The sequence below is a fragment of the Alkalibacillus aidingensis genome (assembly GCF_014595945.1).
Taxonomy (GTDB): domain Bacteria; phylum Bacillota; class Bacilli; order Bacillales; family Alkalibacillaceae; genus Alkalibacillus; species Alkalibacillus aidingensis.
In genome coordinates this window covers 25828-49459 of the sequence record NZ_JABXWU010000011.1, presented here as the reverse complement: position 1 = coordinate 49459, position 23632 = coordinate 25828, and the positions used below count along the sequence as shown (strand labels likewise).

The window sequence follows — 23632 nt, the reverse complement described above, 5'->3', positions numbered from 1 at the left end:
TAAAAATAATTATTTTTAAGGAGGAAATATAAATGTCAAAAGAAAAATTTGACCGTTCAAAACCCCATGTTAACATTGGTACAATTGGACACGTTGACCATGGTAAAACTACTTTAACTGCAGCAATTACTACAGTACTACACAAGCGTTCTGGTTCTGGTGAATCAATGGCTTATGACCAAATTGATGGTGCGCCTGAAGAGCAAGAGCGTGGAATCACAATCTCAACTGCACACGTTGAGTACGAAACTGACAACCGTCACTATGCACACGTTGACTGCCCAGGTCACGCTGACTATGTTAAAAACATGATCACTGGTGCAGCACAAATGGACGGTGCGATCTTAGTTGTATCTGCAGCTGATGGCCCAATGCCACAGACTCGTGAACACATTCTACTATCTCGTCAGGTTGGTGTACCTGCAATCGTTGTTTTCCTTAACAAAGTAGACATGGTAGACGACGAAGAGCTATTAGAATTAGTAGAAATGGAAGTTCGTGACCTACTATCTGAGTACGACTTCCCTGGTGACGACATCCCAGTTGTTAGCGGTTCTGCTCTAATGGCAATCGAAGGTGAAGAGAAGTACGAAGATGCAATCATCGAACTAATGAACGCAGTAGATGAGTACATTCCAAACCCTGACCGTGACACTGACAAGCCATTCATGATGCCAGTTGAGGACGTATTCTCAATCACTGGTCGTGGTACAGTTGCTACTGGCCGTGTTGAGCGTGGTCAAGTATCAGTTGGTGACGAAGTTGACATCATCGGTATGGCTGAAGAGTCAAGCAAGACTACAGTTACTGGAGTAGAAATGTTCCGTAAGCTTCTAGACTATGCTGAAGCTGGCGATAACATTGGTGCACTACTACGTGGTGTTGCACGTGAAGATATTAGCCGTGGCCAAGTACTAGCTAAGCCTGGTTCAATCACTCCACACACTAACTTCAAAGCTGAAGTTTACGTTCTATCAAAAGACGAAGGTGGACGTCACACTCCATTCTTCTCAAACTATCGCCCACAGTTCTACTTCCGTACTACGGACGTAACTGGTGTTATCCAACTACCTGAAGGTGTAGAAATGGTAATGCCTGGTGACAACGTAGAAATGGACGTTGAGCTAATCGCTCCAATCGCGATCGAAGAAGGAACTAAGTTCTCAATTCGTGAAGGTGGACGTACAGTAGGCGCTGGCGTTGTATCAACAATCGTTAAGTAATTAAATAATCTTTTAATATAAAAACTACCGGGGAATTTTACTCGGTAGTTTTTTATTTTGTTTAATAGCCCTACTGTAGCAGCATAATAGACGGATGATCTTCATAATCACTCAGACGTTCTTGGGCTCTCAATGACGTTTTGGTCTAGTGTGAAGCGCAAAATGTAAGAGAGAAGCGGTCTCAATGACGTTTCGACACCAAGTGAGGCGCAAAATGTAAGAGAGAAGCAGTCTCAGTGACGTTTCGGCCTCCTGTAAAGCGCAAAGTGTAAGAGAGAAGTGGTCTCAATGACGTTTTGGTCTCATGTGAAGCGCAAAATGTAAGAGAGAAGCACCCTCAATGACGTTCTGCAACCGTATGAAGCCCGAACCGTCAATTAAAAAAACGGCCTAGCCAAAAGTTACTGAACATCATATAACATATGCCCAACAAAACATAATTTACATGATTAACAAAGCACTAGACCTTACCGATTTACATGCTCGCAATAACATTTTTCTGAATATTACCTTGAGGCTTGAAATTTATAGTCTAGATTTGTATAATACTTGAGTGGCTGCAAAAGGAAATATAGTGATTTCCCTTGAAAAACAAGAGAGATTTATATATAATGAGAAATGTTGCAGTCGAAACAAGGCGATGAAGTGGAAGGTTGCTGACACACCCGGCCCCTTTGCCATGGCAAGGTGTGGGGAAATTTCCGCGGAGAATGTCTGTTGAAAAGATAGGCGTAAAGGAGGGAAAGTAATGGCAAGTGAAAAGATTCGTATTAGATTAAAAGCTTATGATCACAAGGTGTTAGATCAATCAGCTGAAAAAATCGTAGACACGGCAAAGCGTGCTGGAGCAGAGGTTTCTGGTCCAATCCCATTGCCAACTGAGCGCTCTGTTTATACAATCTTACGTGCGACACACAAGTACAAAGATGCTCGTGAACAATTCGAGATGCGTACTCATAAGCGTTTGATTGACATTCTGAGCCCAACTCCACAAACTGTGGATTCTTTAATGCGTTTAGATTTACCATCTGGCGTAGATATCGAAATTAAACTATAAATTTATTTTTTTAGGAGGTGTAACGGATGGCGAAAGGAATCTTAGGACGTAAAATCGGTATGACACAGCTTTTCTCTGATGATGGAGAATTAGTCCCTGTAACAGTTGTTCAAGCTGAGGGTAATGTTGTACTTCAGAAGAAAACAAACGAAAATGATGGTTATGAAGCAGTCCAAATCGGATTCGCTAATGAGAAACCAAACCGCGCAAATAAAGCGGAAAAAGGTCATGCTGAAAAAGCTGAAGCAGACCCTAAGCGCTTCGTTCGTGAAGTCCGTAACGCAAATCTTGACGAGTATGAAGTAGGTCAAGAATTGAGTGTGGATATTTTTGAACCTGGACAAATGGTAGATGTAACTGGTACATCTAAAGGTAAAGGTTTCCAAGGTGCGATCAAGCGTCACAACCAAGGTCGTGGGCCTGAAACTCACGGTTCTCACTTCCATAGAGCACCAGGTGCGATGGGTGTAATTGACCCAATGCGCGTGTTTAAAGGAATGAAGGGACCTGGACAAATGGGTGGAGAAACTGTAACAATCCAAAACCTTGAAGTGGTTAAGGTTGATACTGAGAATAACCTAATCCTTATTAAAGGTAATGTTCCAGGTGCGAAAAAGTCTTACGTAAAAATCTCAAGTGCGGTTAAGGCGTAACAATTAACTAACGAAGGGAGGATATGTCATGCCTAAAGTAGCACTATATAACCAAGCGGGATCTCAAGTAGGCGATGCTGAACTTGCAGAAAACGTATTTGGTATTGAGCCTAACGAAAAAGTCTTAAAAGAAGCTATCGTGATGCAACAAGCATCTAAACGTCAAGGAACTCACAAAGTGAAAGGTCGCTCTGAAGTTAGTGGTGGTGGACGTAAGCCATGGCGCCAAAAAGGTACTGGCCGTGCACGTCAAGGATCTATTCGCTCACCTCAATGGGTAGGTGGAGGAACTGTCTTTGGTCCAACACCTCGCAGCTATAGCTACAAGCTACCTAAGAAGGTCCGTCGTTTAGCACTATTATCTGCACTAGCTTCTAAAGTGAAGACTGAAGATATTTTTGTGTTAGATGGTTTAAACATCGAAGCACCAAAAACAAAAGAAGTTGTATCTATGTTAAATAGCTTCAATGTTGAAGGTAAAGCATTAATCGTTACAGCTGATGCTGATGAAAATGTGGCACGTTCAGCTAATAACCTACCAGGTGTTGAAGTTCTATCATTAGATCAAATCAATGTTTTAGATTTAGTGAAGCATGACACGCTGTTTATTACTAAAGAAGCAGCTGAAAAAGCAGGGGAGGTGCTTGCATAATGAAGGAACCAAGAGATATCATTAAGCGCCCAATTATCACTGAGCACTCTGCTGATTTAATGGCTGATAAGAAGTATACGTTTGAAGTATCACCTAAAGCTAACAAAACAGAAATTAAAAATGCAGTAGAGTTAATCTTTGATGTAAAAGTAGATAAGGTTAACACATTGAACTTAAAAGGTAAGTTTAGAAGAATGGGTCGTTACGGTGGTTACCGTCCAGATCGTAAAAAAGCAATCGTTAAACTTACAGAAGATAGTCAAGATCTAGATTTCTTTGAAGGTGTATAAAAAGATATTTTAATTTAAAAGGAGGGAAAACAGATGGCGATCAAAAAGTATAAACCAACTTCAAATGGACGTCGTCACATGACAACATTAACAAATGATGAAATTACGACATCCACGCCGGAAAAATCCCTACTTGCGCCAATTAAAAAGCGTGCAGGTCGAAACAACCAAGGGAGATTAACCGTTCGTCATCAAGGTGGAGGTCATAAGCGTAAATACCGTGTAATTGATTTCAAGCGTGATAAAGATGGTATACCAGGACGCGTTGCTACTATCGAATACGATCCTAACCGTTCTGCTAACATCGCGCTAGTTCATTACGCTGATGGTGAGAAGCGCTATATCCTTGCACCTAAAGGTCTAAAAGTAGACCAAGAGATTATGTCAGGTGAAAAAGCTGATATTACACTAGGAAACTCATTACCACTTAAAAATATTCCAGTAGGTACAACTGTACACAACGTTGAGTTAAAACCAGGTCGTGGAGGACAGTTAGTACGTTCAGCTGGTTCTCAAGCTCAAGTACTAGGACGTGAAGAAAAGTACGTATTAGTACGTCTATCTTCAGGTGAAACTCGTAGAATCCTTGCAACTTGCCGTGCAACAGTAGGTCAAGTTGGTAATACTGAGCATGAGCTTGTTAAAGTTGGTAAAGCTGGACGTAGCCGTTGGAAAGGTATTCGTCCAACAGTACGTGGTTCTGTAATGAACCCTAGCGATCACCCACACGGTGGTGGTGAAGGTCGTGCGCCTATCGGAATGCCTTCTCCAGTAACACCATGGGGTAAACCAACGCTTGGATATAAAACTCGTAAGCGTAACAAAGCTTCAGACAAATATATCGTACGTCGTCGCAAGAAGTAATGATGGTAAGCAACCTAAAAAATTAGTTGCTTAAACACGAAGGGAGGTTTATTCATGGGTCGTAGTTTGAAAAAAGGACCTTTCGCGGATGATCATCTGATGAAAAAAGTCGAGAAGTTAAGTGAAGAAGGTAGTAAGCAGGTCATTAAAACATGGTCTCGTCGATCTACAATCTTCCCACAGTTCGTAGGGCACACAATCGCCGTTTATGACGGACGCAAACATGTACCAGTATATGTAACGGAAGATATGGTTGGTCACAAACTAGGTGAGTTTGCACCAACACGTACGTTTAAAGGTCACTCTGGTGACGATAAGAAAACAAATCGCTAGATGAGAGGAGGTATGCATGATGCAACAAGCTAAAGCTGTAGCTAAAACGGTACGTATCGCTCCTCGTAAGGCTCGTTTAGTTATCGATTTAATTCGAGGAAAAGAAGTAGGCGAAGCTTTCGCAATCTTAAAGCACACAAACCGTGCTGCTTCACCACAGATTGAAAAAGTTCTTAACTCAGCTGTTGCTAATGCAGAGCACAACTACGAGTTAGATGTTGATAACTTAGTTGTATCTGAGGCATACGTAAATGAAGGTGTAACGCTAAAAAGATTCCGCCCACGTGCACAAGGGCGTGCGAGCGCTATTAATAAGCGCACTAGCCACATTACAGTAGTGGTATCAGAAAAGAAGGAGGGATAAGTAGTGGGTCAAAAAATTAACCCTAAAGGTCTTCGTGTTGGCGTCATTCGCGACTGGGAGTCTAAATGGTACGCTGAAAAAGACTACGCAGATCTTTTGCATGAAGATATTACAATTCGTGAATATATCCAAGGCCGCCTACAAGATTCAGCGGTATCAAAAATCGATATTGAACGCGCAGCAAACCGTGTAAACATCTCCGTTCATACTGCTAAGCCAGGCATGGTTATCGGTAAAGGTGGTTCAGAAGTTGAAGCACTACGTACAAACTTGAGCCAGTTAACTGGTAAACGTGTTCATATCAATATCGTAGAAGTTAAAAAACCAGAATTAGATGCAACATTAGTTGCTGAAAATATTGCTCGTCAATTAGAAAATCGTGTATCTTTCCGCCGAGTACAGAAACAAGCAATCCAACGTGCTATGCGCGCAGGTGCAAAAGGTGTTAAAACACAAGTTTCTGGTCGTCTAGGTGGAGCAGATATCGCTCGTGCTGAACAATACAACGAAGGAACTGTACCACTTCACACGCTTCGTGCAGACATTGATTACGGTACTGCAGAGGCTGACACCACTTACGGTAAGTTAGGTGTTAAAGTGTGGATCTATCGTGGTGAAGTCCTTCCAACTAAAACTGATGAATAAGGAAGGGGGATCAGCAATATGTTAATGCCTAAACGTGTAAAATATCGTAAACAACACCGTACAAACCTAAAAGGTAATGCAAAAGGTGGAACTGAAGTATCATTTGGTGAATTCGGTTTGCAAGCGCTAGATGGTGCTTGGATTACAAGCCGTCAAATTGAGGCTGCTCGTATTGCAATGACTCGTTATATGAAACGTGGCGGTAAAGTCTGGATCAAAATCTTCCCAGATAAGCCAAAAACAGCTAAGCCACTAGAAGTTCGTATGGGTTCCGGTAAAGGTGCTCCTGAAGGATGGGTAGCTGTTGTTAAACCAGGTAAAGTAATGTTTGAAGTAGCAGGTGTAAGTGAAGAGGTTGCTCGTGAAGCACTACGTCTTGCATCTCATAAACTTCCAGTAAAGACGAAGTTCGTAAAACGTGAAGAAATTGGTGGTGATAGCAATGAAGGCTAATGAAATCAGAGAACTAACCACTGCCGAAATCGAACAAAAAGTTAAATCATTAAAAGAAGAACTGTTTAACTTACGCTTCCAACTTGCTACAGGACAGTTAGAAAACACTGTACGTATTCGCGAAGTTAAAAAAGCAATTGCGCGTATGAAAACAGTTATTCGTGAAAGAGAACTCGGCGTTAATAATCGATAATTGAGAGGAGGTTAACCTCAATGGCTGATCGTAAATCTCGTAAAGTATATAGTGGTCGTGTAGTTTCAGATAAAATGGATAAGACAATTACTGTTTTAGTTGAAACATATAAATTCCACCCATTATATGGTAAGCGTGTTAAGTATTCAAAGAAATTTAAAGCTCATGACGAAAATAATCAAGCTAAAACAGGCGACGTTGTACGCATTATGGAAACTCGTCCATTATCAGCTAGCAAACGTTTCCGTCTAGTAGAAGTCGTTGAAGAAGCTGTTATTATTTAATTAAAGATCGCTCGGAAGAATGTTTCCGAAGGGAGGTTACTATCGTATGATTCAAGAGGAAAGTCGTTTAAAAGTTGCTGATAACTCTGGTGCTCGTGAAGTTCAAGCGATTAAAGTACTAGGTGGTTCTGGACGCAAAACAGCTAATATTGGTGATGTTATCGTTTGTTCGGTCAAACAAGCAACACCAGGAGGCGTTGTTAAAAAAGGCGAAGTTGTTAGAGCAGTAATCGTTCGTTCTAAGAGTGGTGTTCGCCGTAAAGACGGATCTTACATTCGTTTCGACGAAAATGCAGCTGTTATCGTACGTGATGATAAAAGCCCACGCGGAACTCGTATCTTCGGACCTGTAGCACGTGAATTACGTGATAACAAGTTTATGAAGATCGTTTCCTTAGCTCCAGAAGTTTTATAGAAGAGAAAAATGAGCCTTGTTAAGGAGGTGCACGATTCATGCATGTAAAGAAAGGCGATAAGGTAAGAGTGATTACCGGTAAAGATAAAGGGAAAGAAGGCACGGTGTTAGAAGCTTTTCCTAAAAAAGAACGTGTTTTAGTAGAAGGTGTGAACCACGTGAAGAAGCACACACAACCTTCTCAAGAAAACCCACAAGGCGGAATCTTAAACCAAGAGGCGCCAATTCATGTTTCTAACGTTATGCCTATTGATCCTAAAACGGATGAACCAACTCGTGTTGGATATGAAGTTCGTGACGGTAAAAAAGTTCGCATAGCTAAGAAATCTGGTGAAGCATTAGATAAATAGTCTAGCGATGAAAGGAGGGCTACTTGATGAACGAACTTAAAAAGAAGTATCAAGAAGAGATCGTACCAAGTTTAGTAGAAAAATTTAATTATAGTTCTGTGATGCAAGCACCAAAAGTTGAGAAGATCGTAATCAATATGGGTGTTGGTGATGCAGTACAAAATTCAAAAGCACTTGATAATGCAGTTGAAGAATTAGAGTTAATTTCCGGTCAAAAACCGACAGTTACTAAAGCGAAAAAATCAATCGCAGGTTTCCGCTTACGTGAAGGAATGCCGATTGGAGCTAAAGTAACACTACGTGGTGAGCGTATGTATGAGTTCTTACAAAAACTGATTGCAGTTTCACTACCACGTGTTCGTGACTTCCGCGGAATCTCAAGCAAAGCGTTTGATGGACGTGGAAACTACACTTTAGGTGTAAAAGAACAATTGATTTTCCCGGAAATTGATTACGATAAAGTAAGTAAAGTACGTGGTATGGATATCGTAATTGTTACATCTGCTGATACGGACGAGGAAGCTCGCGAATTACTTGGACAATTCGGAATGCCGTTCAGACAGTAACCTTGACCTAAAGGAGGGAAAATTGTGGCTAAAAAATCTATGGTTGCGAAACAACAACGTAAAGCTAAGTACAAAGTACGTGAATATACTCGTTGTGAGCGTTGTGGACGTCCACATTCGGTCATTCGTAAATTTAAATTATGCCGAATTTGTTTCCGTGAATTAGCATACGAAGGTCAAATTCCAGGCGTTAAAAAAGCTAGTTGGTAAGCCCAGTGTGGGGAAGGAGGTAATGTAAAAATGTCAATGACAGATCCAATTGCAGATATGCTAACAAGAATTCGTAATGCAAACATGGTACGTCATGATCAGTTAGAAGTACCTGCTTCTAAACTGAAACAAGAGATTGTTGATATCTTGAAGCGTGAAGGTTTCATTCGCGATTACGAATTTGTTGAAGATAATAAACAAGGCGTTTTACGTCTATTCCTTAAATACGGTTCTAATAACGAGCGCGTTATTACAGGAATTAAAAAGATCAGTAAGCCTGGCTTACGTGTGTATGCAAAAGCTGAAGAGCTACCACGCGTATTAAACGGTCTAGGTATCGCTGTAGTTTCAACTTCCAAAGGTGTTTTAACGGATAAGGAAGCTCGTGAGCAAGCAGTAGGCGGCGAAGTGCTAGCTTACGTTTGGTAATCAAAACTGAACAGTCAGGAGGTGTAAGGGAATGTCTCGTGTAGGTTTAAAACCAATTGAAATCCCAAACGATGTAGAAATTAAAGTGGATGGTACAACAGTTACAGTTAAAGGCCCTAAAGGCGAATTGTCTCGTACAATTCACGATGAAATGAAAGTTAACATTGAAGATAATCAATTAACAGTTGAACGCCCAAGCGAATCTAAGGAACACCGCTCATTACACGGTACAACACGCAGCAACATTGCTAATATGGTTGAAGGTGTGTCTAAAGGTTACGAGAAATCTTTAGAGGTTGTCGGTGTTGGTTACCGTGCTCAAATGCAAGGTAAGAAGTTAGTGGTTAACGCTGGATATTCACACCCAGTTGAGGTTGAACCAACTGAAGGTGTTGATATTGAGTGTCCATCTAACACAAAGATCGTTGTTAAGGGTATTGATAAAGAAAAAGTCGGTGCTGTAGCAGCTAACATTCGTGCTATTCGTACACCTGAACCTTACAAAGGTAAAGGAATTCGTTATGAGAACGAACATGTACGTCGTAAAGAAGGTAAGACTGCTAAATAATATCCGTTAAAAGACAGAAAGGAGTGACCTAGATGATTACGAAACAAGATAAAAACGCTGTTCGTAAAAAGCGTCATAGCCGTGTTCGTCGTCATTTAACCGGTACTTCAGAGCGTCCACGCTTGAATGTTTACCGTTCGAATAAACACATTTATGCACAGTTGATTGATGACCTTACTGGTGTAACAATCGTTAGTGCCTCAACGGTTGACCCTGAATTCAAAGCTGAAGGTACGGGTAATGTTGAAGCCGCTAAGCAAGTAGGCGAATTGATCGCTAACCGTGCTACAGAAAAAGGTTATAAATCAGTCGTTTTTGATCGTGGTGGTTACTTATACCATGGTCGTGTTAAAGCATTAGCAGAAGCTGCTCGTGAAGCAGGTTTAGAATTTTAATAAAGTTATAAAGGAGGGAAAGGCATGAACACAAAAATTGATGCAAGTAAGCTTGATATCGAAGAGCGCGTTGTTACAGTTAACCGTGTATCTAAGGTTGTGAAGGGTGGTCGTCGTTTTCGCTTCACAGCACTAGTCGTTGTTGGTGATAAAAATGGTCACGTTGGTTTCGGTACTGGTAAAGCACACGAAGTACCAGAAGCTATTCGCAAGGCGATTGAAGACGGTAAGAAAAACTTAATCCGTGTACCAATTAAAGGTACGACAATTCCACACGAAATTCATGGTCAATTTGGTGCTGGGAACATCCTACTAAAACCTGCAGCTGAGGGTACTGGAGTAATCGCAGGTGGTCCGGTACGTGCGGTGTTAGAATTAGCAGGAATTCACGATATTTTATCTAAGTCTTTAGGTTCAAATACACCAATCAATATGGTTCGTGCAACTATTCAAGGTTTAAGTGAACTTAAATCAGCACAGGACGTTGCTAAGTTACGCGGTAAATCAGTTGAGGAACTGTTAGGATAAGGAGGGATAAGACATGGCTAACAAATTAGAAATTACCCTCACACGTAGTGTTATTGGTAGAAAACAAGATCAACGTGACACGGTTAAAGCTCTAGGCTTAAGCAAAATTAGTCAGACAGTTGTTCATGAAGATACAGCTGCAATCCGTGGAATGATTAACAAAGTATCCCACTTAGTAGAAGTAAAAGAAGCGTAAGTGACGATTAACGTAAAGAGGAGGTGCTCGAATGAAACTTCATGAGTTAAAAAAGGCTGAAGGATCTCGTAAAAAGCGTAATCGTGTAGGACGCGGTATGGCTACAGGAAATGGGAAAACTTCAGGTCGTGGTCATAAAGGACAAAAAGCTCGTTCAGGCGGTAGTGTACGTCCTGGCTTTGAAGGTGGACAAATGCCTTTATATCAACGCCTTCCAAAGCGTGGTTTCACAAACATTAACCGTAAAGAGTATGCGATTGTGAATTTAGATTCATTAAATCGTTTCGACGAAGGTACAGAAATAACACCAGAACTTCTTTTAGAGACTGGTGTCATCAGCAAAGTGAAAGCAGGAGTTAAAGTACTAGGTAGTGGTAACCTAGAGAAAAAATTGACTGTAAAAGCTCATAAGTTCTCAGCTTCTGCTAAAGAAGCTATTGAAGCGGCAGGCGGTCAAACTGAGGTGATTTAATGTTCCGCACACTTTCCAATTTAATGCGTGTAGCTGACATCCGACGAAAGATCCTTTTCACACTTGCTATCTTAGTTGTTTTCAGACTCGGAACATTTATTCCTGTTCCTTTTTCGGATAAAGAAGCATTAACGATGATGAATGATGTCAATGCATTTGGTTTCATTGACACATTCGGAGGCGGAGCGTTAAGTCAATTCTCCGTTTTTGCTATGGGTGTTTTCCCATACATCACAGCTGCGATTATTATGCAGCTACTGCAAATGGATGTCGTTCCGAAATTTACTGAATGGCGTAAGCAAGGTGAAATGGGACGTCGTAAGCTAGCTCAGTTTACGCGTTATTTCACAGTGATTTTAGCATTCATTCAGGCAATTGGTATGTCAATTGGGTTCAACTACATGACAGAAGGTGCTTTGATTAGTAATCCTAGTCCGATGACTTACTTCATTATTGCGGTTGTCTTAACGGGTGGTACAACATTCTTAATGTGGTTGGGCGAACAAATCACTGAATTCGGCGTTGGTAATGGTATTTCCATTCTTATTTTTGCAGGTATTGTTGCCGGAATACCGAACAGTGTCAACCAATTATGGGAACAGTATATTGCAGGTTCTGGAGATCAGCTGTTTATCAACCTAGCTATTTTGGGAATCATTTTATTAGTGGTTATTGCCGTAATTGTTGGTGTAATCTTCATTCAACAAGCGCTACGTAAAATCCCAATCCAGTATGCTAAACGAACAGTTAATCGCTCTCCAGTTGGAGGTCAATCCACGCATTTACCTTTAAAGGTTAATGCAGCTGGGGTTATCCCAATTATCTTTGCAATATCTTTTATTGTCGCACCTCAGACGATAGCTGGATTTTTTGAAGGTAATGAATTTGCAGCAACAATGCAGTGGATTTTTGATTACAATGAGCCAGTAGGTATGGTTCTCTACTTTGCTCTAATCATTGCATTTACGTATTTCTATACATTTGTTCAAGTTAACCCAGAGCAGATGGCTGAAAACTTACAAAAACAAGGCGGTTATGTACCGGGAATTAGACCTGGTAAGAATACAGAAACGTATTTAACTCGCGTAATGTACCGCTTAACGTTCGTTGGAGCCTTATTCTTAGCTGTTGTAGCGATCTTCCCAATTATTTTAGGAGGTATCGCAAACTTGCCAGCAGCTGTACAAATTGGCGGAACTAGTTTACTAATTGTTGTCGGTGTTGCATTAAACACGATGAAACAGCTAGAAAGTCAATTAGTCAAACGTCACTATCGTGGCTTTATCAAGTAGGGCTTTAACGGATATGGATAAATGAGAGCGAGGGGAAAGATATGAATCTTATATTGATGGGACTGCCAGGTGCTGGTAAAGGCACACAGGCAGAAAAAATCGTGGAAAAATATGATATCCCTCATATCTCAACTGGAGATATGTTCCGTTCTGCGATCAAAGAAGGAACGCCACTAGGAAAAGAAGCAAAGTCATATATGGATCAAGGGGATTTAGTACCTGATGAAGTAACTGTGGGTATTGTTAAAGAACGTTTAAGTAAACCCGATTGCCAAAAAGGTTTCTTATTAGACGGTTTCCCAAGAACAGTTGCTCAAGCTGAAGCTCTTGAAGCCCTTTTAGATGATTTAAATAATAAACTTGATTATGTTTTACATGTTCAAGTACCAGAAGAGAAGTTAGTTGATCGTTTAACAGGTCGTAGAATCTGCCCTGAGTGTGGAGCGACTTATCATGTTGAATTTAACCCTCCTAAAGAGGAAGGTAAGTGTGACCTTGATGGCGCTACTTTAATTCAACGTGAAGATGATCAACCTGAAACCGTCAAAAATCGCCTTAGCGTAAACATGGAGCAGACAAAGCCATTATTAGATTTCTATCAAGATAAAGGTTATCTAGTAGATGTTGATGGTGATCAGCATATCGATGATGTGTTCAAGCAGATCGACGAAACAATCGGAGGCTTAGCTAAATGATTATTCGTAAAACTCCACGAGAAATAGAATTAATGCGTGAAGCCGGTAAAATTGTCGCTTTGACTCACCAAGAGTTAAAAAAGCATATTAAACCTGGTGTCACTACCAATGAATTGGACCAGATTGCTGAGGACTTCATCAGAAGTCACCAAGCAACACCATCATTCAAAGGTTATAACGGTTTTCGTGGCAGTATATGTGTTTCAGTCAATGAGGAGTTAGTTCACGGGATTCCAAGTGATCGAGCATTAAAGGATGGCGATATTATTAGTATCGACATCGGTGCCAATTTTCAAGGGTACCATGGTGATTCGGCCTGGACTTATCCAGTAGGAGACGTTGATGAAGAAACACAAAAATTACTAGATGTGACGGAAAAATCATTATATGAAGGTTTAGAGCAAGTTAAACCTGGCAATCGTTTAACCGATATATCACATGCTATTCAAAGTTATGTTGAACTATATGGTTATACGATTGTTCAAGAATATGGTGGTCATGGTATTGGGCAAGATTTACATGAAGATCCTCACATCTCAAACTTCGGACCACCTAATAAAGGTCCACGTTTGAAAAAAGGTATGGTATTAGCTATTGAGCCAATGGTTAACTTAGGCGAACGTTTTGTTCGAACACTAGATGATAATTGGACTGTTGTAACAGCTGATGACAAATACTGCGCTCACTTTGAGCATACGATAGCTGTTACGGATCATGGTTATGAGATTTTAACGAAAGCTTAAGTGAAGGTGATGACGATTGAACGATGGTGAATCGGGGAGTCCTAAGCTCGGACAAATAGTTAAAATACTAAGAGGTCGAGAAGCAAACCAGTATGCAGTGATTATTGGATTCGTGGATCAAAAGTTTGTTATGCTAGCAGATGGAGATAAACGAAAATTTGATCGACCGAAGCGCAAAAACCTTCATCATGTTGAATTAACTGATTTTGTCTCTCCTGAAGTTAAAACTAGCCTAGAAGAGACGGGTCGTGTAACGAACGGAAAACTTCGCTTCGCAATATCAAAATTTGTCAACGAAGCGCTGACAGATTGGAAGAAGGGAGATTCTCTCGATGGCGAAAGACGATGTAATTGAAATGGAAGGAACGGTCCTTGAGACTCTACCAAATGCAATGTTTAAAGTAGAGTTGGAAAACGGACACGAAATCCTAGCACATGTTTCAGGTAAAATTCGTATGCACTTTATCCGTATTTTGCCTGGAGATAAAGTTACGGTTGAGATGTCACCTTATGATTTATCAAGAGGTCGAATCACATATCGTTATAAATAACGAGTAGACTCCGATCTAATAAGGAGGTAGGAAAAATGAAGGTAAGACCGTCAGTAAAACCTATTTGTGAAAAATGTAAAGTTATCCGCCGTAAGGGTAAAGTAATGGTAATTTGTGAAAATCCTAAGCACAAACAAAAACAAGGATAATTTTAAAGGAGGTGCAATGCACTCATGGCTCGTATTGCAGGTGTAGATATTCCACGTGAAAAGCGTGTTGTTATCTCATTAACATACATTTACGGTGTTAGTCATTCAACTGCTAAAGAAATCTTAGAAGCAGCTGGTGTAAGTGAAGATACACGCGTACGTGATCTAACTGAAGAAGAACTATCAAATATCCGTAAAGAGATGGACAATTACACGGTAGAAGGTGACCTTCGTCGTGAAACATCTCTAAACATTAAACGTTTAATTGAGATCGGGTCTTATCGTGGAATCCGTCATCGTCGTGGCTTACCAACACGTGGTCAGAAGACAAAGAACAACTCTCGTACACGTAAAGGTCCACGCCGTACAGTAGCGAATAAGCGAAAATAATAGAAAAAAGGAGGTATGCTAGTCATGGCTCGTAAGGGTAATAAAACAACAACGCGTAGAAAGCGTCGTGTGAAAAAGAATATAGAATCCGGTGTTGCTCATATCCGTTCTACTTTTAACAACACTATCGTAACCATCACTGATACAAATGGTAACGCAGTAGCATGGAGCAGTGCTGGAGCTTTAGGTTTCAAAGGTTCTCGTAAATCAACTCCATTTGCAGCTCAGATGGCAGCAGAAGTAGCGGCGAAATCAGCTCAAGAAAACGGCATGAAAACTATTGAAGTGGCCGTAAAAGGTCCAGGGGCAGGTCGTGAAGCAGCAATTCGTTCTTTACAAGCTGCAGGTCTAGAAATCACTGCAATTGTTGATGTTACACCAGTACCTCACAATGGTTGCCGCCCACCAAAACGTCGTCGTGTTTAATTAGAAGTATATAATTTGTCATCCCGTCTATAATGGGATATGATAGCTAAAAAAGCTTTGCACGGTTATTTGGGTTTTTGTTCCGCGTTTTTAAAACGTGGGACCCACCCGCTTTTGGCGAATAACGATGATTTTAGATAAGTAATCATCGTTGTTTCGACGTTTTGAAGGAGGGTTTTGTGAATGATTGAAATTGAAAAACCGAAAGTTGAAACAATTGAAGTTAGCGATGATGCTAAGTTCGGTAAGTTTGTAATTGAACCATTAGAGCGTGGATATGGTACAACGATGGGTAACTCTATACGTCGTATCCTATTATCCTCACTTCCAGGAGCAGCAGTGACATCAGTTCAAATTGAAGGTGCTTTACATGAGTTCACAACTTTAGATTATGTTGTTGAGGATGTAACAACGATCATCTTAAATCTTAAGAAGTTAGCTTTAAAGATTTACTCAGATGATGCCAAAACTTTAGAGATTGAGACTCAAGGTGAAGGTGTTGTTACGGCAGCAGATATACAGCATGATAGCGATGTTGAGATTCTAAACCCTGACTTGAAGATTGCAACGATTACTGGTAATGGTAAGCTTAACATGAAGATTTTCGCTGAGAAGGGTCGAGGTTATCGCCCTGCAGATGCAAATAAGAGTGATGAGCAACCAATTGGTGTCATTCCAGTTGATTCGATCTTCACACCAGTGGAGCGTGTGACGTACCAAGTAGAAAATACACGTGTCGGTCAAATCAGTAACTATGATAAGCTGACATTAGATGTATGGACTGATGGTAGCATTCGCCCAGAAGAAGCTATTTCTCTTGGTGCGAAGGTGTTCACAGAACATTTAAATGTGTTCGTTGGCTTAACTGATGAAGCGCAAAATGCGGAGATTATGGTTGAAAAAGAAGAAGACCAGAAGGAAAAAGTGTTAGAAATGACAATTGAAGAGTTAGACCTATCCGTTCGTTCTTATAATTGTCTGAAGCGTGCTGGTATTAACACGGTTCAAGAACTAACACAAAAATCCGAAGAAGACATGATGAAGGTTCGTAACTTAGGACGTAAATCACTTGATGAAGTGAAACACAAGCTAGAAGACCTTAACTTAGGCTTACGTAAAGAAGATTAAGTATAAAAGACATCGTATGAATTCCTAAACGAAGGAGGTTTTGAGGATGGCAAAAGCGAAATTAGGTCGTACAACTGACCAACGTAAAGCTCTGTTACGTAACTTAGCTACTGATCTTATTGTTCATGAACGGATTGAGACAACAGAAGCTAAAGCTAAAGAGCTACGTCCAGTTGTTGAGAAAATGATTACATTAGGTAAGCGTGGAGACCTTCATGCTCGCAGACAAGCAGCATCTTATCTACGTAAAGTAGAAGCAGATGAAGAAGGTAATAACGCATTACAAAAACTATTTTCTGATATTGCTCCACGTTTTGAAGAACGTCAAGGCGGTTACACTCGTATCCTTAAGCTAGGTGAGCGTAAAGGTGACGGAGCAAAGACAGTGATTATTGAATTAGTTGACTAATTGAATGATTGATAAGAAAGGGGTGCTCAGATTCCATTAACTTGTGGGAGCTGTGCCCTTTTTTTGTTTCTTCTCCTGTTCAGAGGGTAATCGGCCTTGGGTGACTAGAAGAGATAACGCATCATTTGGGGTCATTACGTACCTGTTATTTCCACGGCAATATCCGTATTCTGTTAGTCTTTTCAGTAATTATATATAACGCAATTAAGATAAAAATTAAAACAAACTATGTGGTACAATGAAAAAAAGTGTGATTGAGGAGTGTACAAGAGGTTGATCAAATTTGATCGTGTATCATTTCGTTACCGGGATGATTCGTCGAAAGTAATAAATGATATAAATTTATCTATAGACCGTGGAGAATGGGTTGCCTTAATTGGTCATAACGGATCAGGGAAATCAACGGTTGCCAAGATGATGAATGGATTACTGCTTCCATCTGAGGGACAAGTGTTTATAGATGACATAGAACTCACAGAGCAGAACTTAATTGAGGTTAGGCAAAAGGTAGGAATGGTTTTTCAAAATCCCGAGAATCAGTTTGTAGGTACGACTGTTCTTGATGATGTAGCGTTTGGGTTAGAAAACTTAGGTGTTGATCCTGAGTATATGTATGAGCGTATCCAACAGAGTTTAAAACAAGTTAGCATGGATGGATATGAGCAACATGAACCCCATCGTTTATCGGGAGGACAAAAGCAACGAATTGCGATCGCAGGTGTATTGGCCATGTTGCCTGAAGTTATTGTTTTCGATGAAGCAACAACGATGTTAGATCCAATGGGGAGGAAGGACTTACTACAAACGATGAAAACGTTAAAGGAAGAAAGAGGCCTTTCGATCGTTTCGATTACGCATGATCTAACAGAAGCCGCTTTTGCCGATCGTGTTTTGGTTTTAAATCAAGGAGAGGTTTGGTTTGAGGGTGAACCTAGACAATTGTTCGCAAAAGGTGAAGAGCTTGAGAATATTGGTCTAGAACCCCCTTTTGTCACTAAATTATACCATCAATTGAAGTCTGAAAATATCACTTTAGAGCGAGAGCCGTTAGATTTTAAGGAACTGGTGGATGAACTATGGACATTACATTTAAAGAAGTAGATTATATTTACCAATATAATACCCCTTTTGAACACCAAGCGTTACATAACTTATCGTTTCATATTCCGAGTGGTTCGTTTACGGCTATAATTGGCCATACAGGATCCGGTAAGTCAACGTTAATTCAACATTTGAATGGTTTGATTAAACCCATACAAGGAGAGGTCACTATAGGGGAATTTACGCTTAGTAGTGAAAAGAATCATCAAGTGAAAGATTTGCGCAAACATGTTGGAGTTGTCTTCCAATATCCTGAACATCAGCTGTTTGAGGAAACGGTTAAGAAGGATATTTTATTTGGTCCTAAGAACTTCGGGTTTGATTTAGATAGGAAAGAGGACGAACTGGCAGATGTATTAAACAACGTGGGATTACCAGTGGACGTACTTGACCGGTCTCCTTTTGAACTAAGTGGTGGACAAATGCGTCGTGTGGCGATTGCAGGTGTGATTGTACTAGAACCAAGTGTACTAGTTTTAGATGAACCGACAGCTGGATTAGATCCATTAGGAAGAAGTCAAATGCTCAAACTTTTTAGTCATTTACATCAAAGCCGTCAGCAGACAACGGTGTTAGTTACACACCATATGGAAGATGCATTAGCTTATGCCGATCAGGTTATTGTCATGAACCAAGGCAAAGTCGAGATGATCGGTGAGCCTAAGGAATTGTTTAAGAAGAAAGAACGGTTAAGGGATATTGGCTTAGATATTCCAGAGGTTTTTGAATGCGCTAATTATATTGAGAACAAGTTAGGAGTATCAGTTAATGAATGTCAGTCCAACATGGAGGGAATTAGCCAGGTCTTGGTGGACTTCGTGAAGGCAGGTGCGCGTTCTTGAATCAGTCACTAATTATTGGTCAGTATGTGCCAGGCGAATCGTTTATTCACCGATTAGATCCACGTTTGAAGATTCTGATCGTCTTTATATTTGTTTTAGTTATTTTTTCAGCGGAAACTTGGATGAGCTTTATGACTCTCTTTACCCTAGCGATTGGAAGTGCAATCATTTCACGTATTTCGGTTTCATATATCCTAAAAGGGTTAAAGCCTGTCTGGTTTATTATTGCCTTAACATTCATACTACATATTTTCCTAACTCGTGAAGGGAATATTTTATATTCGTTTTGGGGGGTTAATCTATATGATCAAGCCTTGATTCAAGGGGCTAATATTTCTGCACGGTTATTTTTGTTGATATTAATGACAACTTTGTTAACGTTAACGACAACACCAATCTCGATCACAGATGCAGTTGAGGCCTTATTAAAACCTTTAAATAAGTTACGGTTTCCTGTACATGAATTAGCTTTAATGATGTCTATATCACTTCGTTTTATTCCGACATTAATGCAGGAAATGGACAAGATCTCAAAAGCTCAGGCTTCACGAGGATTAGATCTAACTACAGGCCCGATAAAAGAACGTGTTAAAGCCATTATCCCTCTGTTAATTCCACTATTTATTAGCGCTTTTAAACGTGCAGAGGATTTAGCCTTAGCGATGGAAGCACGTGGTTATCGTGGGGGAGAAGGTCGGACCAAGCTAAGAGAATTAACGTTTCAGAAGGTTGATCTTCTTGCCGCGATTGTATTTATTGGTATCATGATTGTTTTTTGGTTGACCAGAACGTAAGGAGAATAGCTATGGAACGGATTAAAATCACATTTGCATATGACGGGACTTATTTTTCAGGTTACCAGGTTCAGTTAGAAAAAAGAACGGTCCAACTTGTTATTGAAAAGGCATTAGCTAAAATGCACGGTGAAGAAGTACGCATTTATTCTTCAGGTCGTACGGATGCTGGTGTCCACGCTTATGGCCAAGTGATTCATTTTAATTCACCTTTATCCCTTGATAGAAATGCTTGGCACCGTGCTTTAGAAACGTTGTTACCAAATGATATTCAAATCCAAAGGGTTGAAAAAGTAGACGATAATTTTCACGCACGAAAAAGTGCTAAGGGTAAAACGTATCGTTATATCGTACTTAATGATCATGAGTACGATCTATTTCAGCGATTATACGAATGGCATGTCAAGAAGCCCTTAAACGTTGAAAAAATCCAAGAGGCGGCACAACTTTTAGTTGGAAGACATGATTTCACGGCTTTCTCTGCTTCAAAATCGAATGTCAAGGGAGATAAAACCCGAACAATCTATTCGCTTGATGTATGGCAAGAGGGGAAGCGTGTCATTTTTCAAGTGCGTGGAGATGGTTTTTTAACCCATATGGTACGGATTATTGTTGGAACCTTAGTTGAAATAGGGTTAGGTAAACGAAATTCATCATGTATAAAAGACGGCTTGGAAACCTTTAATCGTCAGGTGGTGGGAATGACCGCACCTGGACATGGTTTGTGCTTATGGGAAGTAAATTACTAAAATCCGAACATTAATTTGATTTTTTATATTTTTTTACGGTTTTTGGTTTTATATGTTTCATTATGGTTGAGATGATGTTATAATGGCACTGTAATTACGAAGGTTAACAGTTAAATACCCTCATATAAAGTTGGGAATAAGGCCCAAAAGTTTCTACCTAGTCGCCGTAAACGACTAGACTATGAGGGAAGTTATCTAATCATAAAGGACGTAGTGTCTCTTTGGGATACATATGTGCAGATTACTTTCCTTGTAGTGTAGGAGAGTAATCTGCATTTTTATTTTAACAGGGAGGATGGAATCGATGAAACCAGTTGTTGGAGTCATTATGGGGAGCACATCCGATTGGGATACGATGAAGCACGCATGTGAGATTCTAGAAGAGTTAGAGGTACCATATGAGACGGAAGTGGTCTCAGCACATCGTACGCCTGAGAAGATGTATACATATGCAGAGCAAGCTTATGATCGTGGTTTAAAAGTGATTATTGCAGGGGCGGGCGGAGCTGCACATTTACCAGGAATGGTTGCAGCTAAGACAGTTGTACCAGTCATTGGTGTTCCAGTTCAATCCAAAGCTTTAAATGGCTTGGATTCTTTGTTATCGATTGTTCAGATGCCAGGTGGTGTTCCAGTAGCAACAGTAGCGATTGGTAAGGCTGGTGCAACGAATGCTGGGTTATTAGCTGCTCAACAGCTTGCTATATTTGATTCAAAATTATATCAAAAACTTTTGACCTATCGTGAGCAATTACAAGAGAAAGTTGAACAAAGTAATGAGGAGTTAAAATCATGGTGAACTCTATACAGCCGGGTAAGACAATAGGAGTCATAGGTGGAGGACAGCTTGGACGAATGATGGCTATAGCTGCTAAGCAGATGGGTTTTCGTGTGGTTGTTTTAGATCCAAAAGATCATTCGCCAACAGGTCAAGTGGCAGATCTTGAAATTGTCTCAGCTTATGATGACTTTGAAGCTGCTAAACACTTAAAAGAGGAAGCAGATGTCATAACTTACGAGTTTGAAAATGTGGATTCAGAGACTTTGAAATGGTTAGAAGAGCATGCATATGTGCCACAAGGAAGTAAACTTATTCAGACCACACAAGACCGAGCTTATGAAAAACAAGCGATTGAACGAAGTGGTGCGAATGTCGTTGGCTACGAACTAATCAGCAGTATGGAAGAATTGAAGAGTGGTCTTTTAAAGATAGGTTATCCGGCCGTTATAAAAACACGGCGCTTCGGCTATGATGGCAAAGGCCAAATGAAATTAGAAAGTGAAGCTGATTTGAAGGATGCAGAACCTATCTTAGCAAAGGGACCATGTATCTTAGAACAGTTTATTGCCTTTGATAAGGAAATTTCAGTGATGGTTGCTAGGAGTGTCAGTGGTGAAGCGATGACCTATCCAGTCTCTGAAAACATTCATAAAAACCATATATTACACCAATCGATTGTACCGGCTCGAATTAATGAAAAAACCGAGTCTAAAGCGAAAAAGCTAGCTTTACAAATTGCGGAATCTTTGAAGTTAGTTGGGGTACTTGGGGTGGAAATGTTTTTAACTGCTAGTGGTGAGATATACATAAACGAAGTAGCACCAAGACCACACAATTCAGGACATTACACGTTGGACGCTTGCGAAACATCACAATTTGAACAGCATATTCGTGCTGTTTGCGATTGGAAATTAGGAGAAGCTAATTTATATACACCTGTTGTCATGACGAATATCTTAGGACAGCATGTTGATAAGGTCTATTCAGATATTCCTGGTGATTTAAAAGCAAAGCTACACTTATATGGTAAGGATCAGGCAAAACCAAACCGTAAAATGGGACATATTAATTTTATCGGTGATAACATAGAAGACCTATTAGAACATATTAAACAATTATCAATTTGGAGGGTACAACATGATTGAACGCTATACACGAGAAGAGATGGGAAGCATTTGGACAGAGGAAAATCGTTTTAAGGCTTGGTTAGAGGTTGAAATTTTAGCCTCTGAAGCTTGGGCAGAATTAGGCGAAATCCCTAAAGAAGATGTTAGGCGGATTCGAGAAAAAGCTAGATTTGACGTTGATCGAATTAAAGAGATCGAAGCGGAAACACGCCATGACGTTGTTGCCTTTAGTAGAGCCGTTTCAGAAACGCTAGGTGATGAGAAGAAATGGGTTCATTACGGCCTAACTTCAACAGATGTTGTCGATACCGCATTATCCTATTTAATAAAGCAAGCTAATGATCTTTTAAGAGATGACTTAGAGCAATTCTTGAATGTAATCAAGGAAAAAGCAAAAGAGCATAAATACACTATCATGATGGGGCGTACTCACGGTGTCCATGCTGAACCAACTACCTTTGGCTTAAAGTTAGCCCTTTGGTATGAAGAGATGAAACGCAATATAGAGCGCTTTGATGCAGTGGCAGCAGGCATTGCTTATGGAAAATTATCAGGGGCAGTAGGTACATACGCTAACATTGACCCATTTGTTGAAAAATATGTTTGTGAACAGCTTGGCTTAAAACCGGCGCCTATTTCAACCCAAACTTTACAACGTGACCGTCATGCCGATTATATGTCAACCTTAGCATTAATCGCAACATCGATAGAAAAAATGGCAATAGAAATTCGTGGTTTGCAAAAAAGCGAAACTCGTGAAGTTGAGGAGTTTTTTGCTAAGGGTCAAAAAGGTTCATCAGCGATGCCGCATAAACGTAACCCAATTGGTTCTGAAAATATGACCGGAATGGCACGTGTAATTCGCGGTTATATGATGACAGCCTATGAGAACGTTCCGCTATGGCATGAGCGTGACATTTCACACTCATCAGCAGAACGTATCATTATTCCAGATGCTACAATCGCTCTTGACTATATGCTTAATCGATTTAGTGGCATTGTGGAGAAGCTTACTGTGTTTGAGGACAATATGAAAGCTAACATGGATCGGACTTACGGATTAATTTACTCACAGCGTGTGTTGTTAACACTAATTGATAAAGGCTTCGCTCGTGAGCGTGCCTACGACTTAGTGCAACCTTTAGCTATGCAGGCATGGGAGGAAGGACGTTCATTCCCAGATTTAATTCGAGCAACAGAAGAAATCACTTCAGAACTGAGCGAATCCGAGTTAGAGGATTGTTTCGATCCAACTTACCACTTAAAGAATGTCGATATGATTTTTGAACGTGTAGGATTATAGTTGCTCCTCACG

The 23632-nt window shown here is 40.3% G+C and carries 39 protein-coding genes and 1 riboswitch; all 39 genes read left to right on the top strand.

What is annotated here, in order from left to right; all coding sequences use genetic code 11:
- Window positions 1-32: 32 nt before the first annotated feature.
- The gene (tuf, locus tag HWQ49_RS12760; RefSeq protein WP_188208012.1) at window positions 33-1223 is read left to right on the top strand and encodes an elongation factor Tu; all 1191 of its coding nucleotides are present in this window, start codon (window positions 33-35) and stop codon (window positions 1221-1223) included.
- 748 nt (window positions 1224-1971) lie between these two features.
- Window positions 1972-2280: a 30S ribosomal protein S10 gene (gene rpsJ / locus HWQ49_RS12755; protein ID WP_188208011.1), complete on the top strand. Its 309-nt coding sequence runs from the start codon at window positions 1972-1974 to the stop codon at window positions 2278-2280.
- Window positions 2281-2306: 26 nt separating this feature from the next.
- Window positions 2307-2933 (top strand): 50S ribosomal protein L3, encoded by a 627-nt coding sequence (gene rplC / locus HWQ49_RS12750; protein WP_188208010.1) that lies wholly within the window; start codon window positions 2307-2309, stop codon window positions 2931-2933.
- A gap of 28 nt (window positions 2934-2961) precedes the next feature.
- The gene (gene rplD / locus HWQ49_RS12745; protein WP_188208009.1) at window positions 2962-3585 is read left to right on the top strand and encodes a 50S ribosomal protein L4; all 624 of its coding nucleotides are present in this window, start codon (window positions 2962-2964) and stop codon (window positions 3583-3585) included.
- Window positions 3585-3875, top strand: coding sequence for a 50S ribosomal protein L23 (rplW, locus tag HWQ49_RS12740; protein WP_188208008.1), 291 nt, complete (start codon window positions 3585-3587; stop codon window positions 3873-3875). The genes rplD and rplW overlap by 1 nt, the downstream gene beginning before the upstream one ends.
- A gap of 33 nt (window positions 3876-3908) precedes the next feature.
- On the top strand, window positions 3909-4739 hold the full coding sequence (gene rplB, locus HWQ49_RS12735) for a 50S ribosomal protein L2 (RefSeq protein WP_188208007.1): 831 nt from the start codon (window positions 3909-3911) through the stop codon (window positions 4737-4739).
- A gap of 54 nt (window positions 4740-4793) precedes the next feature.
- Window positions 4794-5072, top strand: coding sequence for a 30S ribosomal protein S19 (rpsS, locus tag HWQ49_RS12730; RefSeq protein ID WP_188208006.1), 279 nt, complete (start codon window positions 4794-4796; stop codon window positions 5070-5072).
- Between the two features lie 19 nt (window positions 5073-5091).
- A complete protein-coding gene (rplV, locus tag HWQ49_RS12725; protein WP_188208005.1) occupies window positions 5092-5436 on the top strand; it encodes a 50S ribosomal protein L22 in 345 nt (114 codons plus the stop codon).
- A gap of 3 nt (window positions 5437-5439) precedes the next feature.
- Window positions 5440-6081: a 30S ribosomal protein S3 gene (gene rpsC, locus HWQ49_RS12720; protein WP_188208004.1), complete on the top strand. Its 642-nt coding sequence runs from the start codon at window positions 5440-5442 to the stop codon at window positions 6079-6081.
- An 18-nt stretch (window positions 6082-6099) separates the two neighbouring features.
- Window positions 6100-6534: a 50S ribosomal protein L16 gene (rplP, locus tag HWQ49_RS12715; protein ID WP_188208003.1), complete on the top strand. Its 435-nt coding sequence runs from the start codon at window positions 6100-6102 to the stop codon at window positions 6532-6534.
- Window positions 6524-6727, top strand: a complete 204-nt coding sequence (gene rpmC / locus HWQ49_RS12710) for a 50S ribosomal protein L29 (protein WP_188208002.1) — start codon at window positions 6524-6526, stop codon at window positions 6725-6727. The genes rplP and rpmC overlap by 11 nt, the downstream gene beginning before the upstream one ends.
- A 20-nt stretch (window positions 6728-6747) precedes the next feature.
- Window positions 6748-7011 carry a 30S ribosomal protein S17 gene (gene rpsQ / locus HWQ49_RS12705; protein ID WP_188208001.1) on the top strand — a complete coding sequence of 88 codons (264 nt, stop codon included), beginning with the start codon at window positions 6748-6750 and terminating at the stop codon, window positions 7009-7011.
- 46 nt (window positions 7012-7057) lie between these two features.
- Window positions 7058-7426 carry a 50S ribosomal protein L14 gene (gene rplN, locus HWQ49_RS12700; protein ID WP_188208000.1) on the top strand — a complete coding sequence of 123 codons (369 nt, stop codon included), beginning with the start codon at window positions 7058-7060 and terminating at the stop codon, window positions 7424-7426.
- A 38-nt stretch (window positions 7427-7464) separates the two neighbouring features.
- On the top strand, window positions 7465-7776 hold the full coding sequence (rplX, locus tag HWQ49_RS12695; RefSeq protein ID WP_188207999.1) for a 50S ribosomal protein L24: 312 nt from the start codon (window positions 7465-7467) through the stop codon (window positions 7774-7776).
- A 26-nt stretch (window positions 7777-7802) separates the two neighbouring features.
- A complete protein-coding gene (rplE, locus tag HWQ49_RS12690; RefSeq protein ID WP_188207998.1) occupies window positions 7803-8342 on the top strand; it encodes a 50S ribosomal protein L5 in 540 nt (179 codons plus the stop codon).
- Window positions 8343-8366: 24 nt separating this feature from the next.
- Window positions 8367-8552, top strand: coding sequence for a type Z 30S ribosomal protein S14 (locus HWQ49_RS12685; RefSeq protein WP_188207997.1), 186 nt, complete (start codon window positions 8367-8369; stop codon window positions 8550-8552).
- A 30-nt stretch (window positions 8553-8582) separates the two neighbouring features.
- Window positions 8583-8981: a 30S ribosomal protein S8 gene (gene rpsH / locus HWQ49_RS12680; protein ID WP_188207996.1), complete on the top strand. Its 399-nt coding sequence runs from the start codon at window positions 8583-8585 to the stop codon at window positions 8979-8981.
- A 31-nt stretch (window positions 8982-9012) separates the two neighbouring features.
- The gene (gene rplF, locus HWQ49_RS12675; protein ID WP_188207995.1) at window positions 9013-9549 is read left to right on the top strand and encodes a 50S ribosomal protein L6; all 537 of its coding nucleotides are present in this window, start codon (window positions 9013-9015) and stop codon (window positions 9547-9549) included.
- A 32-nt stretch (window positions 9550-9581) separates the two neighbouring features.
- Window positions 9582-9944, top strand: a complete 363-nt coding sequence (rplR, locus tag HWQ49_RS12670; protein ID WP_188207994.1) for a 50S ribosomal protein L18 — start codon at window positions 9582-9584, stop codon at window positions 9942-9944.
- A 24-nt stretch (window positions 9945-9968) separates the two neighbouring features.
- Window positions 9969-10472 (top strand): 30S ribosomal protein S5, encoded by a 504-nt coding sequence (gene rpsE, locus HWQ49_RS12665; protein WP_188207993.1) that lies wholly within the window; start codon window positions 9969-9971, stop codon window positions 10470-10472.
- A gap of 13 nt (window positions 10473-10485) precedes the next feature.
- Window positions 10486-10668, top strand: a complete 183-nt coding sequence (gene rpmD, locus HWQ49_RS12660; protein ID WP_188207992.1) for a 50S ribosomal protein L30 — start codon at window positions 10486-10488, stop codon at window positions 10666-10668.
- Between the two features lie 31 nt (window positions 10669-10699).
- Entirely contained in the window at window positions 10700-11140 is a 441-nt protein-coding gene (rplO, locus tag HWQ49_RS12655; protein ID WP_188207991.1) for a 50S ribosomal protein L15, read from the top strand.
- Window positions 11140-12432, top strand: coding sequence for a preprotein translocase subunit SecY (gene secY / locus HWQ49_RS12650; protein WP_188207990.1), 1293 nt, complete (start codon window positions 11140-11142; stop codon window positions 12430-12432). Before rplO ends, secY begins: the two co-directional genes overlap by 1 nt.
- Window positions 12433-12473: 41 nt before the next feature.
- Window positions 12474-13127, top strand: coding sequence for an adenylate kinase (locus tag HWQ49_RS12645; RefSeq protein ID WP_188207989.1), 654 nt, complete (start codon window positions 12474-12476; stop codon window positions 13125-13127).
- Window positions 13124-13870 (top strand): type I methionyl aminopeptidase, encoded by a 747-nt coding sequence (map, locus tag HWQ49_RS12640; RefSeq protein WP_188207988.1) that lies wholly within the window; start codon window positions 13124-13126, stop codon window positions 13868-13870. The genes HWQ49_RS12645 and map overlap by 4 nt, the downstream gene beginning before the upstream one ends.
- Window positions 13871-13886: 16 nt before the next feature.
- Entirely contained in the window at window positions 13887-14225 is a 339-nt protein-coding gene (locus tag HWQ49_RS12635; protein WP_188207987.1) for a KOW domain-containing RNA-binding protein, read from the top strand.
- A complete protein-coding gene (gene infA / locus HWQ49_RS12630; RefSeq protein ID WP_017185218.1) occupies window positions 14203-14421 on the top strand; it encodes a translation initiation factor IF-1 in 219 nt (72 codons plus the stop codon). The genes HWQ49_RS12635 and infA overlap by 23 nt, the downstream gene beginning before the upstream one ends.
- A gap of 35 nt (window positions 14422-14456) precedes the next feature.
- Complete coding sequence (gene rpmJ / locus HWQ49_RS12625) at window positions 14457-14570, top strand: 50S ribosomal protein L36 (RefSeq protein ID WP_003156543.1); 114 nt, start codon at window positions 14457-14459, stop codon at window positions 14568-14570.
- Window positions 14571-14594: 24 nt separating this feature from the next.
- On the top strand, window positions 14595-14960 hold the full coding sequence (rpsM, locus tag HWQ49_RS12620; protein ID WP_188207986.1) for a 30S ribosomal protein S13: 366 nt from the start codon (window positions 14595-14597) through the stop codon (window positions 14958-14960).
- A gap of 24 nt (window positions 14961-14984) precedes the next feature.
- The gene (rpsK, locus tag HWQ49_RS12615) at window positions 14985-15386 is read left to right on the top strand and encodes a 30S ribosomal protein S11 (RefSeq protein ID WP_188207985.1); all 402 of its coding nucleotides are present in this window, start codon (window positions 14985-14987) and stop codon (window positions 15384-15386) included.
- A gap of 183 nt (window positions 15387-15569) precedes the next feature.
- Window positions 15570-16514, top strand: a complete 945-nt coding sequence (locus tag HWQ49_RS12610; protein WP_188207984.1) for a DNA-directed RNA polymerase subunit alpha — start codon at window positions 15570-15572, stop codon at window positions 16512-16514.
- 46 nt (window positions 16515-16560) lie between these two features.
- Complete coding sequence (rplQ, locus tag HWQ49_RS12605; protein ID WP_188207983.1) at window positions 16561-16923, top strand: 50S ribosomal protein L17; 363 nt, start codon at window positions 16561-16563, stop codon at window positions 16921-16923.
- Window positions 16924-17196: 273 nt separating this feature from the next.
- Window positions 17197-18024: an energy-coupling factor transporter ATPase gene (locus HWQ49_RS12600; protein ID WP_223155175.1), complete on the top strand. Its 828-nt coding sequence runs from the start codon at window positions 17197-17199 to the stop codon at window positions 18022-18024.
- Entirely contained in the window at window positions 18000-18866 is an 867-nt protein-coding gene (locus tag HWQ49_RS12595) for an energy-coupling factor transporter ATPase (RefSeq protein ID WP_188207981.1), read from the top strand. Before HWQ49_RS12600 ends, HWQ49_RS12595 begins: the two co-directional genes overlap by 25 nt.
- Window positions 18863-19660, top strand: a complete 798-nt coding sequence (locus HWQ49_RS12590; protein WP_188207980.1) for an energy-coupling factor transporter transmembrane component T family protein — start codon at window positions 18863-18865, stop codon at window positions 19658-19660. The genes HWQ49_RS12595 and HWQ49_RS12590 overlap by 4 nt, the downstream gene beginning before the upstream one ends.
- Before the next feature lie 11 nt (window positions 19661-19671).
- A complete protein-coding gene (gene truA / locus HWQ49_RS12585; RefSeq protein ID WP_188207979.1) occupies window positions 19672-20409 on the top strand; it encodes a tRNA pseudouridine(38-40) synthase TruA in 738 nt (245 codons plus the stop codon).
- 100 nt (window positions 20410-20509) lie between these two features.
- Window positions 20510-20611: riboswitch (purine riboswitch) on the top strand.
- Between the two features lie 102 nt (window positions 20612-20713).
- Window positions 20714-21208 carry a 5-(carboxyamino)imidazole ribonucleotide mutase gene (gene purE, locus HWQ49_RS12580; RefSeq protein WP_188207978.1) on the top strand — a complete coding sequence of 165 codons (495 nt, stop codon included), beginning with the start codon at window positions 20714-20716 and terminating at the stop codon, window positions 21206-21208.
- Window positions 21202-22335 carry a 5-(carboxyamino)imidazole ribonucleotide synthase gene (purK, locus tag HWQ49_RS12575; protein WP_188207977.1) on the top strand — a complete coding sequence of 378 codons (1134 nt, stop codon included), beginning with the start codon at window positions 21202-21204 and terminating at the stop codon, window positions 22333-22335. The genes purE and purK overlap by 7 nt, the downstream gene beginning before the upstream one ends.
- The gene (purB, locus tag HWQ49_RS12570) at window positions 22328-23620 is read left to right on the top strand and encodes an adenylosuccinate lyase (RefSeq protein ID WP_188207976.1); all 1293 of its coding nucleotides are present in this window, start codon (window positions 22328-22330) and stop codon (window positions 23618-23620) included. Before purK ends, purB begins: the two co-directional genes overlap by 8 nt.
- Window positions 23621-23632 lie beyond the last annotated feature (12 nt).